Source organism: Enterobacter cloacae complex sp. OE43NF (assembly GCF_023544405.1).
In the GTDB taxonomy this organism is placed as follows: domain Bacteria; phylum Pseudomonadota; class Gammaproteobacteria; order Enterobacterales; family Enterobacteriaceae; genus Enterobacter; species Enterobacter cloacae.
In genome coordinates this window covers 1-14,133 of record NZ_JAMJFW010000069.1, presented here as the reverse complement: position 1 = coordinate 14,133, position 14,133 = coordinate 1, and the positions used below count along the sequence as shown (strand labels likewise).

Annotated in this window: 11 protein-coding genes, 2 pseudogenes and 1 other annotated feature; of the genes and pseudogenes, 10 read left to right on the top strand and 3 right to left on the bottom strand. The window is 42.2% G+C overall.

Features of this window, described 5'->3' with window-relative positions:
- A partial coding sequence (gene brxL, locus M8370_RS21445) for a protease Lon-related BREX system protein BrxL (protein ID WP_250021695.1) occupies nt 1-1,790 on the top strand: 1,790 nt, incomplete at its 5' end.
- Between the two features lie 107 nt (nt 1,791-1,897).
- Here the strand turns inward: brxL and M8370_RS21440 are convergent.
- The 3 genes and pseudogenes from M8370_RS21440 to M8370_RS21430 form a co-directional block, all read right to left on the bottom strand.
- A pseudogene (locus M8370_RS21440) lies at nt 1,898-2,356 on the bottom strand (IS3-like element ISEc15 family transposase); the annotation flags it as partial.
- 80 nt (nt 2,357-2,436) lie between these two features.
- Nucleotides 2,437-3,945 (bottom strand): group II intron reverse transcriptase/maturase, encoded by a 1,509-nt coding sequence (ltrA, locus tag M8370_RS21435; RefSeq protein ID WP_001189111.1) that lies wholly within the window; start codon nt 3,943-3,945, stop codon nt 2,437-2,439.
- Nucleotides 3,946-4,617: 672 nt separating this feature from the next.
- A pseudogene (locus tag M8370_RS21430) lies at nt 4,618-5,357 on the bottom strand (IS3 family transposase); the annotation flags it as partial.
- Nucleotides 4,960-5,076, bottom strand: a sequence feature (AL1L pseudoknot). Its footprint overlaps the pseudogene before it by 117 nt.
- Nucleotides 5,358-5,572: 215 nt before the next feature.
- Here M8370_RS21430 and rfbB point away from each other — a divergent pair.
- From rfbB to rfbA, 9 genes are all read left to right on the top strand, one after another.
- Nucleotides 5,573-6,655: a dTDP-glucose 4,6-dehydratase gene (gene rfbB / locus M8370_RS21425; protein ID WP_128302268.1), complete on the top strand. Its 1,083-nt coding sequence runs from the start codon at nt 5,573-5,575 to the stop codon at nt 6,653-6,655.
- 71 nt (nt 6,656-6,726) lie between these two features.
- Entirely contained in the window at nt 6,727-7,269 is a 543-nt protein-coding gene (gene rfbC / locus M8370_RS21420) for a dTDP-4-dehydrorhamnose 3,5-epimerase (RefSeq protein WP_000864172.1), read from the top strand.
- A 62-nt stretch (nt 7,270-7,331) separates the two neighbouring features.
- Nucleotides 7,332-8,147, top strand: a complete 816-nt coding sequence (locus M8370_RS21415; RefSeq protein ID WP_000878099.1) for an NAD-dependent epimerase/dehydratase family protein — start codon at nt 7,332-7,334, stop codon at nt 8,145-8,147.
- A 1-nt stretch (nt 8,148) separates the two neighbouring features.
- Nucleotides 8,149-9,147, top strand: a complete 999-nt coding sequence (locus tag M8370_RS21410) for a WaaS/CpsH family glycosyltransferase (RefSeq protein ID WP_149289644.1) — start codon at nt 8,149-8,151, stop codon at nt 9,145-9,147.
- On the top strand, nt 9,134-10,396 hold the full coding sequence (gene wzx, locus M8370_RS21405; protein WP_015953008.1) for a S88 variant O45 family O-antigen flippase: 1,263 nt from the start codon (nt 9,134-9,136) through the stop codon (nt 10,394-10,396). Before M8370_RS21410 ends, wzx begins: the two co-directional genes overlap by 14 nt.
- Nucleotides 10,389-11,360: a glycosyltransferase family 2 protein gene (locus M8370_RS21400; RefSeq protein WP_000623490.1), complete on the top strand. Its 972-nt coding sequence runs from the start codon at nt 10,389-10,391 to the stop codon at nt 11,358-11,360. The genes wzx and M8370_RS21400 overlap by 8 nt, the downstream gene beginning before the upstream one ends.
- The gene (gene wzy / locus M8370_RS21395; protein ID WP_001284322.1) at nt 11,353-12,444 is read left to right on the top strand and encodes an O-antigen polymerase Wzy; all 1,092 of its coding nucleotides are present in this window, start codon (nt 11,353-11,355) and stop codon (nt 12,442-12,444) included. Before M8370_RS21400 ends, wzy begins: the two co-directional genes overlap by 8 nt.
- Nucleotides 12,410-12,940, top strand: a complete 531-nt coding sequence (locus tag M8370_RS21390) for a serine O-acetyltransferase (RefSeq protein WP_000790108.1) — start codon at nt 12,410-12,412, stop codon at nt 12,938-12,940. Before wzy ends, M8370_RS21390 begins: the two co-directional genes overlap by 35 nt.
- Nucleotides 12,941-13,084: 144 nt before the next feature.
- The gene (gene rfbA / locus M8370_RS21385) at nt 13,085-13,951 is read left to right on the top strand and encodes a glucose-1-phosphate thymidylyltransferase RfbA (RefSeq protein WP_000676098.1); all 867 of its coding nucleotides are present in this window, start codon (nt 13,085-13,087) and stop codon (nt 13,949-13,951) included.
- Nucleotides 13,952-14,133 lie beyond the last annotated feature (182 nt).

Genomic DNA, 14,133 nt, shown 5'->3' with positions numbered 1-14,133 from the left:
AGATCCGTGAACGCGGCACGTTTAAAATCATCGACAAAGTAAGCGTTAAGCTCAATCAGAAAAAAGACGTCTATGAAGCTGCGTTGTCGAACCTGGGTATCAAGGATGCCCTTGTACCGACCAAAATAGTACAAGACAACGAAAAATTATTAACTGGCGGTATCTGGTGCATTATTACCGTGCAGTATTTCTTTGAGGAAGGTCAGAAGACATCACCTTTCTCCATTATGAGTTTAAAACCGATACAAATGCCGTCCATGAACATGGATGAGGTGTTTTCAACCAGAAGACATTTTAGTACCGATCAGTGGATGGATGTGTTGCTTCGTTCCGTGGGTATGGAGCCAACCAATTTAGAGCATCGGGTGAAGTGGCATCTTATTACTCGCATGATCCCATTCGTTGAAAACAACTACAACGTTTGTGAGCTCGGACCAAGAGGGACAGGTAAAAGCCATGTTTACAAAGAGTGCTCACCAAACTCATTGCTTATCTCGGGTGGACAAACAACTGTGGCGAACTTGTTCTATAACATGAGCTCGCGCCAAGTTGGGTTGGTCGGAATGTGGGATGTTGTCGCCTTTGATGAAGTAGCGGGTATTAACTTTAAAGACAAAGACGGCGTCCAAATAATGAAAGATTATATGGCGTCAGGGTCTTTTGCCCGTGGTCGTGATTCAATCGAAGCGAAGGCTTCCATGGTATTCGTCGGTAACATCAATCAAAGCGTTGAGACACTGGTGAAGACCAGTCATCTATTGGCACCTTTTCCTGATGCCATGATTGACACTGCTTTTTTTGACCGTTTCCATTCCTATATTCCTGGATGGGAAATACCGAAGATGCGTCCTGAGTTTTTCACCAATAGTTACGGATTAATCACAGACTATCTTGCTGAATACATGCGTGAAATGCGCAAACGAAGTTTTGCGGATGCGATCGATAAGTTCTTCAAACTCGGTAATAACCTTAATCAGCGTGATGTCATTGCTGTACGCAGAACGGTTTCGGGCTTGTTAAAGCTACTACACCCCGACGCACAGTACACAAAAGATGATGTAAGAGCCTGCCTGACCTATGCGCTGGAAACTAGACGTAGGGTCAAAGAGCAATTGAAAAAGCTTGGCGGAATGGAATTTTTTGATGTGCACTTTAGCTACATCGATAACGAGTCATTAGAAGAGTTCTTCGTCAATGTACCGGAACAAGGTGGCAGCAAGCTAATTCCTGAGGGCTTACCTCGCGCTGGTGTCGTACACTTAGTTACTCAGGGAAGCACTGGGCAGCTTGGGTTATATCGCTATGAAACCCAGATGATGGCTGGTTCTGGTAAACACTCAGTGTCTGGCCTTGGTTCGAATACCGCAGCGAAAGAAGCTGTGCGTGTTGGCTTTGATTATTTCAAAGGTAACCTGAATAGAATCAGTGCGTCGGCGAAGTTTTCTGATCATGAGTATCACCTCCATGTTGTTGAGCTCCACAATACGGGGCCAAGTACAAAGTCATCGCTCGCTGCATTAATTGCGTTCTGTTCAATTCTGATGAACCGACCGATTCAAGAGCAGATGGTTGTTTTGGGTGAGATGACTTTAGGTGGTGTCGTCAATCCTGTTCAAGATCTTGCAGGCAGTCTTCAGTTAGCTATGGACAGTGGCGCAAAGCGTATTTTGCTCCCAATGGCCTCAGCCTCAGATATTCCAACGGTTCCTGCTGAGTTGTTCTCAAAATTCCAGATCAGCTTTTATGCAGACCCCGTCGATGCCGTGTTTAAGGCGCTTGGGGTTAATTGATTAGGTGTCGTTTGACGCGCCATTTTATGGAGTCATTACAGGTATGTTTACCAAAGCTCGTTTCTTTAAATGTGGAGTGACCACGCTCCGGTAGACAGTTTCTGTCCTCACTGCGAGGCCTTTTCGAAGGCCTCCGGGCTGACGCCGCCGAGATGACTGTGGCGCCGGGCCCGGTTGTAGAACACTTCAATATAATCGAAAATATCCGCCCGGGCCATGTCCCGGGTTTTGTATATCCGCTTCCTGATGCGCTCTTTTTTGAGTGAACTGAAGAACGATTCTGCCACTGCATTATCCCAGCAGTTGCCGCGACGGCTCATGCTCGGTACCAGATTATTGGCCCGGCAGAACCGCTGCCAGTCATCACTGCCATACTGACTGCCCTGATCGCTGTGCACAATGACGTTTTCTTCAGGTTTACGTCGCCAGACCGCCATCAGCAGCGCATCCAGTGCCAGCTCGCGCGACAGTGTCGGCTTCATCGACCAGCCCACCACATTACGGGCAAAAAGATCGATAACCACTGCCAGGTACAGCCAGCCCTGCCAGGTGCGGAGTAGAGTAAGAGGCAGGGCGTAGTCGGACTATTTCCCTGCCTCTCCTCCCCGAACCGGACGTGCACCTTTCAGCGCATCCGGCTCTCCATTTAAATGCTGGCGAACGCCATTGCCACTTCTGTAAAGCGCGATGTATACGTGTTTCTGGTCTCCGTCCTCAGATAGGGATTACCTTCGGGTAGCCGCCAGCGGAACAGCTTCTTGCCTTGCCCCACCAACCGGTACAGTATTTCGCCGCTGAGCTTGCCGTGATTGGTTTTACCAAATAAAACCCACGTTTTGCTCTGACCCGGTTTCGGTGATTTACACCACCACCTCATCAGGGAAGCGATACCTGTACGGTATTTGCGGGCCAGCCAGTGAGCCAGCTTCCAGAACACGACACGGTCGATATAACTGAAGACTTTGGCCTTAAAATCAACGAACTGATAGAACATGGCCCAGCCTTTCAGTTTTCGGTTGAGTTGTTCAGCCATATCGACTTTGCTTTCACTGTAGTTGCCTGATAACAGTGCTGTCAGCGATGCGGCGAAGTTTCTGGCTTTCTCCTGCGGGATCGTTGAGACCACTCGCATCTCGCCATAACGACTGCGTTTGCGAATGATCCTGTGCCCCAGAAAGATAAAGCCGTCATTAACATGGGTGATTTTAGTCTTATCCATGTTCAGCCTGAGTTTCAGACTGCCTTCGAGCACACCCCGACACTCCTCCCTGATGGCTTCCGCCTGTGCTTTGGTGCCTTTGACGATGAGGACAAAATCATCGGCATAGCGGCAGTACGCCACCGCGGGTTTCCACTGCCAGTTTTCTCTGACCGCCGTACTTCGGCCCCGTTGGATACTGTTATTCCAGTACCACCGATCTTTTCTGGCTTTCCCGCTCAGGTAGCGCTCATGCAGGTATTGATCGAACTCATTCAGCATGATGTTCGATAATAGCGGCGATATAACACCGCCCTGTGGCACACCTTCACTGGCCGCCCGAAAGAGACCGACATCGATATGTCCCGCCTTGATGGTTTTCCACAGCAGAGTCATGAAACGTGCGTCACTGATCCTGCGGCGTACAGCCTTCATCAGCAGTCGATGATGTACGGTGTCGAAGTAACTGGACAGGTCGCCTTCAATCACCCAGCGTCCCCGGGTTTCACCGCAGTCTGTGAGCTGTAATTTCACCGTGCGGATCGCGTGGTGGACACTGCGCTCAGGCCGGAAGCCATATGAGAGCGTATGAAAATCACTCTCCCATATCGGCTCCATCGCCATCAGCATGGCCCGCTGAACAATACGATCCCGCAACGCGGGGATACCCAGTGGTCGCAGTTTGCCGTTGCTTTTAGGGATGTAAACCCGTCTGGCGGGCAAGGGCTGGTAGTGGCCTGAGAGTAATTCATCCCTGAGGATTTGCAGCTCAACAGCCAGTCTGGCCTGTAGCATTGTTTTGTTCACGCCATCAACGCCGGGGGTATGGGCCCCCTTTGATGAAAGCGTGATCCGCGCCGCTTCAGCCAGCCATTCTGGTTGTGTTATCAGACGCAGCAGCCGTTGAATCCGTAGGGACGGATCGGTGGCTGCCCATGTGGCAAGCTTGCGTTGCATTTCGCTGATTATCAAAGGTCTTCACCTCGTTAGGTCAGTTAATTCACGTCGCAAACACATTCAAACTGCTTCCCTTCGCCATGTAATGGGCTTTCCCCATCGCGGACTACTACGGAAGCTCCGCCAGCCAGCGCGTCATCGGAGCCATGCCCCCTTAACATCCGTCGCTGACCTTCCCCGGTTTACCTGCCTGGACTCAGGCATACTGAGGAGGCTGCCCGTCGCACTCTTTATCCTTGCTTGCCGCAAGTTGGCAGAAGTCAGCATCGCAAGCGTGATAGACGCTGCTGCCCCGGTGTTTCGCATACATGTCAAAACACCTTCGACCGGCAGTGCTTACGTATCACTGCCAGTTCCTCCTGCACGGCCTGTCAGATCACGTAGGCCGTGGTGACGTTTTCAACCCACAGAGGCGGATTAACGGGTTCATGTTCTTCAGCCTTTCAGTACTTAACCTTGAGGATCATCTCGGCTTAGTGATCTCGCCTCAATCCCCGTTGTCAGCGGGTTACATCACCCTGCGGGCATGCCGCAGGTCACTGCCGCTCAGGTTCTCCACCGTCACACCCGGTGGGATTGTTGGGTTTCTCATCGTGAGTTACCGGTTCAATATTCCAGACAGACTCGCGGTTCATTTAAGCATCCATGCCCGCCCTGAACTCCGGGCACACCGTAAGTAAAATCAGCCACCCACAGCTGGTCAGGTCGTTCTGCCACGAACTGACGGTTTACGCGGTCGCCTGCGGCAACGGCTTTCCGGCTGATGGTCGTACGGACCTTTTTACCCCGGAGAACACCGGCAAGTCCCATAACCGCCATGAGGCGCGCCACTGTACATCTGGCCACCCTGATTCCTTCCCGTAACAACTGACGCCAGACTTTACGCACACCGTACACCTGATGATTTTCATCGTATACGCGCTGTATCTCTCTCTTCAGCCAGTCATCGTGCTGCGCACGGGCACTGCGTTTATCCGGATGATGTCGCTGTTGCTGACAATGGTAATACGTTGACGGGGCAATATGCAGTTCGCTGCATACCGGTCCGACCCCGTACAGCTCACGCAGCTTATCCAGCAGTGGCATCATTTTTTCCAGAGGCGGTCGAACTCCGCCTTCGCAAAATAAGCGGAAGCCTGGCGAAGGATATCGTTACTGCGGCGCAGTTCACGATTTTCACGTTCCAGCTCTTTCAGACGCTGACGTTCAGCGCTGGTGAGCCCACCATCACCGCCCCCGGTATCCCGCTCATGCTGGCGAACCCAGACACGCAGAGTCTCCGGCGTACAGCCAATCTTTGGGGCAATGGAACAAATTGCCGCCCACTGTGAGTCATATTCATCCTGACTTTCCAGAACCATACGGACTGCCCGTTGACGGACTTCGGGGGAAAAACGAGTATTTTTAGTCATCCTGTTTACCTCTTTCTCAGGAAGTTTAGTCTCCAGGATTCCCGGGGCGGTTCAAACCTGCTACACTACGAAGCCTGTAAATACGGGCATGTTCATGAATTTTCCCTGGGTAGCTGTAAAGCCAGGGGCGGTAGCGTGTCTAAAACTTTGTTATTAGTTGAACCCTAAATCAGCATATTGAATGCTGGTGTTATCTAATATTCGGATTAATTAAAGTGAAAATACTCGTTACTGGTGGCGCTGGTTTTATTGGATCTGCTGTCGTTCGTCATATAATAAATAATACTCAAGACAGCGTCATTAATGTCGATAAATTAACGTACGCAGGTAACCTCGAGTCACTGACTGAAATAGCGAACAGCGAGCGTTATTCATTTGAACATGCTGATATTTGTGATTCAAATGTAATGGCGCGTATTTTTGAAACTCATCAACCGGATGCCGTCATGCATCTTGCTGCTGAGAGCCATGTGGATCGTTCTATTACAGGCCCTGCTGCATTTATTGAAACGAATATTGTGGGTACTTATGTTCTTTTAGAAACAGCCCGTCAATACTGGTCCTCACTGGATAGTGCGCGAAAGGCGACATTCCGCTTCCATCACATCTCTACTGATGAAGTTTATGGGGATTTACCGCATCCGGATGAGGTTGCGCAGGGGAGTATTCTTCCTCTCTTCACGGAACAAACCGCCTATGCGCCGAGTAGTCCTTATTCGGCTTCAAAAGCCTCCAGCGACCATCTCGTTCGTGCCTGGCTGCGTACATACGGTCTTCCAACAATGGTGACCAACTGTTCGAATAACTATGGCCCATACCATTTCCCTGAAAAGTTGATTCCCTTGGTTATTCTCAATGCTCTCGAAGGGAAATCGTTACCCATTTATGGTAAAGGCGATCAGATTCGCGACTGGCTCTATGTTGAAGACCATGCCCGTGCGTTATATACCGTGGTGACGAAAGGAATCCCTGGTGAGACCTACAACATCGGTGGCCATAACGAGAAGAAAAATCTCGATGTTGTACATACCATCTGCGACCTGCTGGATGAGATCGTACCTAAAGCAGTGTCATACCGTGAACAAATCACCTATGTTGCCGATCGTCCAGGCCATGACCGTCGATACGCGATCGATGCGGATAAAATCAGCCGTGAGCTCGGTTGGAAACCGCAAGAGACGTTCGAAAGTGGGATTCGCAAAACGGTTGAATGGTATCTGGCAAACACCTCATGGGTTGAAAATATCAAAAGTGGGGCGTACCAAACCTGGATTGAGCAGAACTACAAGATGCGTTAGTAACTGATAAAGGTAGCTAAATTGTATCAAAAATTAGCAAATTTAAAAAATATAATACAAGGTTTATAATTATGAAGGTAATTGAGACTCCACTTGCTGGTTGTGTAATCATTGAGCCAAAAGTCTTTGGTGACTCTCGTGGTTTCTTTTTGGAAGCATGGCATCAGAAGAAATATCACGACATAGGAATAACTGAGGCATTTGTACAAGATAATCGATCACGCTCAGCAAGAAATGTGCTTCGAGGTTTACATTTTCAAAAAAATAATCCTCAAGGTAAATTAGTAAGTGTCATCAGTGGAGAAGTTTTTGATGTGGCTGTTGATTTAAGACCTGGATCTTCGTCTTTTGGAAAGCATGTAGGTGTTATACTTTCTGGGGATAAAAATAATCAAATCTATATCCCACCTGGATTTGCACATGGTTTTTGTGTATTAAGTGAGTATGCGGATTTCCATTACAAATGCACAGACTTCTATGATCCTACCGATGAAGGGGGGATAATCTGGAATGACAAAGAACTGAATATACAATGGCCGATAGACATGCCAATTATGTCATCTAAAGACAACGCGTTAATTAGTTTTTCAGAATTTAAAGAAGCTAGCTTATAAGCATAACAGTTTAAATTAGCTTCCTGTCATTATTAATACATAGAGCAAAAGGCTATAGTATTATGAAGTATACAGTCGTTGGTAGTTCAGGTTTCATTGGTTCACATATGGTAACATTTTTAGAATCAATGAATAAAGAATGTTTCTGCCCTGACAGAGACTATCTTTATAACAAAGAAATTGACCTTGGTACCGTCTTTTATTGCGCAGGCTATGGCGATTGCAAAAGTGATGCCTATAATGTTGTGGATGCAAATGTCAATAAGCTAAAAGTAATACTTACACAAGCTAATTTCCAGAAATTAGTCTACATTTCTTCCACTCGTGTATATTTGAACTCCAGAGATTCTGCAGAAAATTCAGATCTAAAAATTTGTCACAATGATGGTCGCAAGCTTTTCAATTTGACAAAATTGGTTGCTGAAGAGTTATGTCTAAGAAGTAAAAAGAACGTTGTGGTCGTCCGACCATCAAATGTTTATGGACTCGCACTAAATAGCCCGTTATTCCTTCCGCAAATAATAAAAAATGCAATCAATAACAATCATGTCGATATGTATGTTAGCTCTGACTACGAGAAGGATTATGTATCGGTAGATGATGTGGTTGCCGTCATGTATAAGCTAGCAGAATCTATAACTTCACCCGGAGATATTTATAACATTGCATCTGGATATAATGTTTCAGCAAAATCCATCGCTGACATTTTAATATCTGAAACAGGTTGTAATATACAGTGGCACAAGAATGATACATGCGAAACATTTCCTGTTATCACGATGCAAAAAACTAACTCAATAGTCCCACATCATTATAAAAATGTATTGAATGATTTAGTGGATATGATAAAAGAATTCAAAAAATCTCAGGGAAGATAAAATGGGGTACAAAAATACAGTATTGTTTATTTCTCCCAAGTTTTTTAATTATGAAAAAGAAATAGTCAAAGAATTAGAATTAACTAATGACGTTATCTATTGGGATGAGCGGCCGAGCAATAATGCTATTTATAAATCATTGCTAAGGTTAGGTTGTAGTATTTTGATTAAAAAGTATAACTCAAGTTATTATAAAAAATTACTACGGCAAATTGTCAACAAAAAAATCGATAATGTATTTATTTTAAATCCTGAAGCAATTGATCATGAAATTTTACAGGCCATAAAAAAAACCGTTAAAGTAAAAAATGAACACTGTAAATTCATTATGTATTTGTGGGATTCGGTCAATAACAAACCCAAAGTTAAAAGAATAATAAATCAGTTTGATTCGGTTTTCACCTTTGAACGTGATGATGCTGAAAAATGGGGAGTAACATTTCTTCCGCTGTTTTATTCGCCGCGTTTTGACAATAAGCATGAGCATTCGCTAAAATACGATCTTTGTTTTATCGGTACAGCTCATTCAGATCGCGTTGATTTGGTCAATTGCATTACTGCTGAAGTAAGAAATATTAAAGACATTAATGCTTATACATTCTTTTATTTTCAGAATGAAATTATTTTTAAACTGAAGAATTTATTAAGCGGAAAAAAAATAAATACAGACGTAGAATTTGAACCATTATCACAATCTGAAGTTGTTGAAATGATGAAGTGCTCTGAAATTATCATCGATATTCATCATCCAAGGCAGCGCGGTCTGACAATGCGAACAATAGAATGCATCGGGTTAAATAAAAAAATTATTACCACGAATGAAGACATAAAAAAGTACAATTTTTATGACCCTAATATGATCTGCGTAGTAAAAAGACATCAGGTCATAGTACCTGAGAATTTTATTAACGCACCGAATGTTAATTACAAAAATAGAGAACAATATTCTTTACAGCAATGGGTGAAAAAAATAATCTCACCGGAAGGTGTTCGTGAATAAATCAATTATTGCGGGATTGCTTGTCCTGTTGTTTGAGCGATTTGTACAGATTATTAGTGCTATTTATGCTAACCATCTTATCTCAAAAGCGCTTCCAATTGAGCAGTTTGGCATTTGGCAATATGCATTTACTTTTTCAAATATTTTAATGTCACTAACTTGGATGTGCGGGTCAGAATCAGTTGTCCCTCAGTTATCGCGCTATTCATTACGCAAGAAATTGATTTATTGTAATACAATTTTTTTTGCAAGATTATCTGTATCATCATTAGTCGCTACTGTCAGTGTAATCCTCGCAATTACAGCTGAAAGTGAGATTGTAAGGTATTACTTGCTATTTTCGTCCGTTACTCTCTTGGCACGAGAGCCATTGATGGTAGGCTTTGCAAAATGGCAATCTGAAGGGAAATTATACCTCTCAGGTATCATCCAGATCTTTGGCTGCATTATCAGGATACTAACACTATATTACTTATTTATAGTGATAAATTTCGATATCAAGTTCCTTGCATTGCCATGGGTACTGGAGGGCATTTTTGTTGCGATAGTCATGTACTGTTGTTCAATTTGTAAGTTCCCCAGAATAAGTCTTGTTAGACTAAATGATATAGGCTTCCTGTTAAAACGCAGTTTTTTCATCTGGGGAGGGGTTGTAGCCTATGCATTATTTATGAAAATTGACAGATTCTTACTGAAAGGTAACATTTCACCAGTTGATTATGGTATATATAGTGCTGCATCACAGATTAATGAGAATACAGCTTCAGTAACCTTAATATTGATACAGGTTTTGGCCCCCATCCTTTTATACAAAAACAAGAAGTGGAAAATTTTCAACAGAAATCTTATTGTCTTATCCATAATAATGTTTACTGCTTTTTCGTTATTCTCATTTTCGTTAAAGCCATTTACACCATATATCTTTACATTTGTTTTCGGCCATGACTATGTCACATCGGCAAATTATTATAATATTCTGGTCTTTTTGTTGCCATTTTTTGCTGTCGATAATTTGATCAACGCAGCTAACCTTGCATCAAAGAGTTACTACTATTACACCATTAAATGGTGTCTTGTATTTTTATTATGTCTGAGCATCTATAGCGCATTGAAAGTCTCTGCTATTACTGCGCCGATACCAAGCATCTTTATTGCATTATATATTTCTCTTTTCTTTTCAATATTAGTTTCAATCTATTGGTATTTAACTGTAACTAAAAAATATTTAATGGAACGTGCAAATGATTAGCATTATTAGCCCTGTTCTCGGTAGCTCATCAAAAGTAGAAACTTTCATCTCAGCTCTGCTCGCTAATACTCATGGACAAAAGAATATACTAAAGAATATTGAACTTATCATCATCGATGACGGTTCTGAGGTGAATTTGGAAGACACAACTATTGCCTTTTCTGAAAAATTTAATGAGCGCGAATGGCGGTTAGTGTTCTTACGTAATGAAATAAATGAAGGTCGCGCCTTTTCTCGAAATAGAGCTGCGAAATCAGCAAGCAATGAATGGTTATTTTTTGTCGACATAGACAATTTGCTCCAGCAAGGTTGTCTTGATAGCCTGCATTCAATGATTTTGTCCTGCGAGAAGCCTTTTGTAGCAAGGGCTAATGTCAGATGTCGGCAAGATTTAACCCGCGACAGCAATTACCTACACTACTTTGACTCCCGATATTTGGGGAATAGATATAAAGGAACTGTTAAAATTGAGTATCGCTACTTTGCAAGCGATGCTTTCCTGATTAGCAAATCCGAGTTTGAAGCACAGAAAGGGTTCGATGAATCATTCCGGCATTATGGTTGTGAGGATGAAGAATTTGGGGCGCGGCTTCGTTTAAGCTCTGTTCCGTTTTTCTTTTGTAGCGATGCTTTACTCTACGATAACGACACCCCTACCCTCGATAGGGCATGTGAAAGAATGATTCCTTATGCAAGGTACTCAGTACCGCTTTTGGTTAAGAAACATCCTGAAATTGTAGATAAATTGCTATTTCCCCAGGCTGAGCGGAAAGGTAGTATGAAGTCAACTGTGCTTAGAGTAGCTTTGTCTTGCGCTAATAGTATTAAACTTAATAAATTTGTAAGGGTTGTTCTTAATAAGTTAGACAATAGGAATAAATTTAAAATCAGAGCAATATTTTACAAGTTAGTCTTGGCTATGTATTATATAGAGGGTTATTCAAAAAGGGAAAGAAATGGCTAATATATATTTTCTTTTTGGTACTCTTTTCATTTTTAGTCCGGTTTTTTTTATTATTCAGTTTTGCGTTTTTTTTCTGGTGTTTATACAGGGTAAATGTAAGGTTTCATCGCAAGGGTTGATATTTATTCTGGTATCGTTCACATCGCTTATTTTTCATGTATTCTTTGGCGTAGTGGATAAAATATTTATTTTTACTTTGGTATGCTGCTTTTATGCATTGACAGTACCATCAATCTATAGCTATTGTGTAAAAAGAATTAAAAGCTGTGACTGGCTTAAGGTGATCGATTTTTGCATCAAGTTTCACATTTTTACTTTCCTGTTGCAGTATTTAGCTTTCAAAATCATTAATGTGGATATCGATTATGGGAAGTTCTTGTTAGGTCCTCCACACCGTAGCAGTTATGACGGTTTCGATTACAGAGCAACAGGAGTATTTGCCGAACCGAGTATTTTCTCTATACATATGGTCACATTATTAGTGATGAGGTATATTGTAGCTAATAATAACTCATTACTAAGTTATATAGCATTAATGTGTATGGTGTTATCCGGTTCGACTTTCTCTGTTATCTGCGTTATGTTATTTTTTATTCTTACCTGTAGATTGACACTAAAGTGGATCGCAACCGGGTTAATATCGTTAGTACTGGTTTCTCCGATAATATATCAAAACATTATGTGGCGTATGTCTTATATTTCATCTGGTAGTGATGGTAGCACATCATATAAACTTGAGTTGATGAAATCATTCTTTGATAGCCCTCTTGTTTTTAATATTGGCCACGGTATGGTTGGGTATTATGACAATGCACCAGACTATTTTCAGTCTCTTTTTGATATGACGTTATTCGGAAGTAATTTCATCGTTTTTGGCTTTTGGTTAGGCAGTATCCTTAGTGTATCATGGCTGGTATTGTTCCTAAAATATTCACGATTCTCACTTAGATTGATGTTATTATGCCTGCTCCCCTGCCTTAAACTAACCTTCCTTTTCCCTATGTTTTGGCTATATCTGGTGTTTTTAGCAGGATACGCAGGAATAAAAAATGAAAAATATACAACAAGATATTCAAAGATATAAAGAATTGATTGGGAATGAATCTGCTTTTAAATTTAAAGACTATTTTAGAATTTTTAGCCCTCGTTTGATTCCCAATGTAATATATAGGACATCCTATTCTTTAAAAGAAAAAGGATTCAGAAGAATATCAAAATGTTGTTCACTTTTAAACGTCCTCATTTTTAACATTGAGATCGCAACTGAATGTGAGATTAAAGGTGGACTTTTCATACCACATACCTTTGGCATAGTTATCGGTGCGGCGCGTATAGGTGAAAACTGCACTATATATCAAAATGTCACTATTGGTGCAAAAACACTTGATATGAAATATAACAAGGAACTTCGTCCTGTTATTGGCAACGATGTTATATTGGCCACTGGATCTGTTATTTTGGGACCTATTGTTATTAACAATGGAGCTATAGTTGCAGCAAATTCTGTAGTTCTAAAAGATGTCGGTGAAAAGGAATTAGTAGGCGGCACTCCAGCGACATACCTAAAAAAATTAGATTAAATGTGACATTTAATACAAGTAAATAAGCTGGAGATATTTCTAATGTCAAGCTTATTTAAACTGAATGTTTATTGCACTGCATTTTTAAAATTTACTTAAAAGTTAATGCGATAATATTTGAAGATTATATAGAGAAGGTAAGCAATGAAAGGAATTATATTAGCGGGAGGTTCTGGTACCCGACTTTATCCGATTACTCGAGGGGTATCAAAACAGCTCCTACCTATTTATGATAAGCCAATGGTATATTACCCTATTTCAGTATTAATGCTGGCAGGGATAAAAGATATACTTCTTATTTCTACTCCCGAGGACTTATCATCGTATAAACGCCTGCTAGGAGACGGATCCCGGTTTGGAATTAACCTTCAATATGCTATTCAACCAAGTCCTGATGGGTTGGCGCAGGCTTTTATTATTGGTGAAGAGTTCATCGCTGGTGATGAATGTGCCCTGGTTTTAGGGGATAATATTTTCTTCGGTCAAAGTTTCGGTCGCAAACTGGAACAGGTGGCTTCCAGAAAAAGAGGAGCTACAGTTTTTGGCTATCAGGTTATGGATCCTGAACGATTTGGCATTGTAGAATTTGACGAATCATTTAAGGTGCTCTCTGTCGAAGAGAAGCCACAAACACCAAAATCTAATTGGGCCATAACTGGACTCTATTTCTATGATAATCAGGTGGTGGATTTTGCAAAGCAAGTTAAACCATCTCCTCGTGGTGAGCTTGAAATCACTTCAATAAATAAAATGTATCTTGAGCGGGATATGCTTAATGTAGAACTCTTGGGAAGGGGGTTCGCTTGGTTGGATACGGGAACACATGATAGCCTTATTGAAGCTTCTCAATTTGTTCATACTATCGAAAAGCGTCAAGGATATAAAGTTGCTTGCTTAGAAGAAATAGCTTTGCGCAATAAATGGCTGACTGCGGAGCAGGTCCTGACTGAGGCCAGGATTATGGAGAAAACACAGTATGGTCAATATTTATTTCAATTAATTGGAAAGTGAATAACAGAGAATAAGTATTTATCGGAGCGCAGCATATGTTATGAAACAGCAACTGGTTACCTATTTCCGACATTCGTTAAATTGATTTTCGTTTTTTTTCAAACGGACATAGGTTAACATTTGCTATACATTCAAGCCGCGCATACGTCGCGCGGTGACCACACCTGACAGGAGTATGTAAT

What these genes read in the sequence shown, in the direction of transcription:
- ltrA (WP_001189111.1), bottom strand. Translation starts at nt 3,945, where the DNA reads ATGCAACGCAAGCTTGCCACATGGGCAGCCACCGATCCGTCCCTACGG.
- rfbC (WP_000864172.1), top strand. Translation starts at nt 6,727, where the DNA reads ATGAAGGTAATTGAGACTCCACTTGCTGGTTGTGTAATCATTGAGCCA.
- M8370_RS21415 (WP_000878099.1), top strand. Translation starts at nt 7,332, where the DNA reads ATGAAGTATACAGTCGTTGGTAGTTCAGGTTTCATTGGTTCACATATG.
- M8370_RS21410 (WP_149289644.1), top strand. Translation starts at nt 8,149, where the DNA reads ATGGGGTACAAAAATACAGTATTGTTTATTTCTCCCAAGTTTTTTAAT.
- M8370_RS21400 (WP_000623490.1), top strand. Translation starts at nt 10,389, where the DNA reads ATGATTAGCATTATTAGCCCTGTTCTCGGTAGCTCATCAAAAGTAGAA.
- wzy (WP_001284322.1), top strand. Translation starts at nt 11,353, where the DNA reads ATGGCTAATATATATTTTCTTTTTGGTACTCTTTTCATTTTTAGTCCG.
- M8370_RS21390 (WP_000790108.1), top strand. Translation starts at nt 12,410, where the DNA reads ATGAAAAATATACAACAAGATATTCAAAGATATAAAGAATTGATTGGG.
- rfbA (WP_000676098.1), top strand. Translation starts at nt 13,085, where the DNA reads ATGAAAGGAATTATATTAGCGGGAGGTTCTGGTACCCGACTTTATCCG.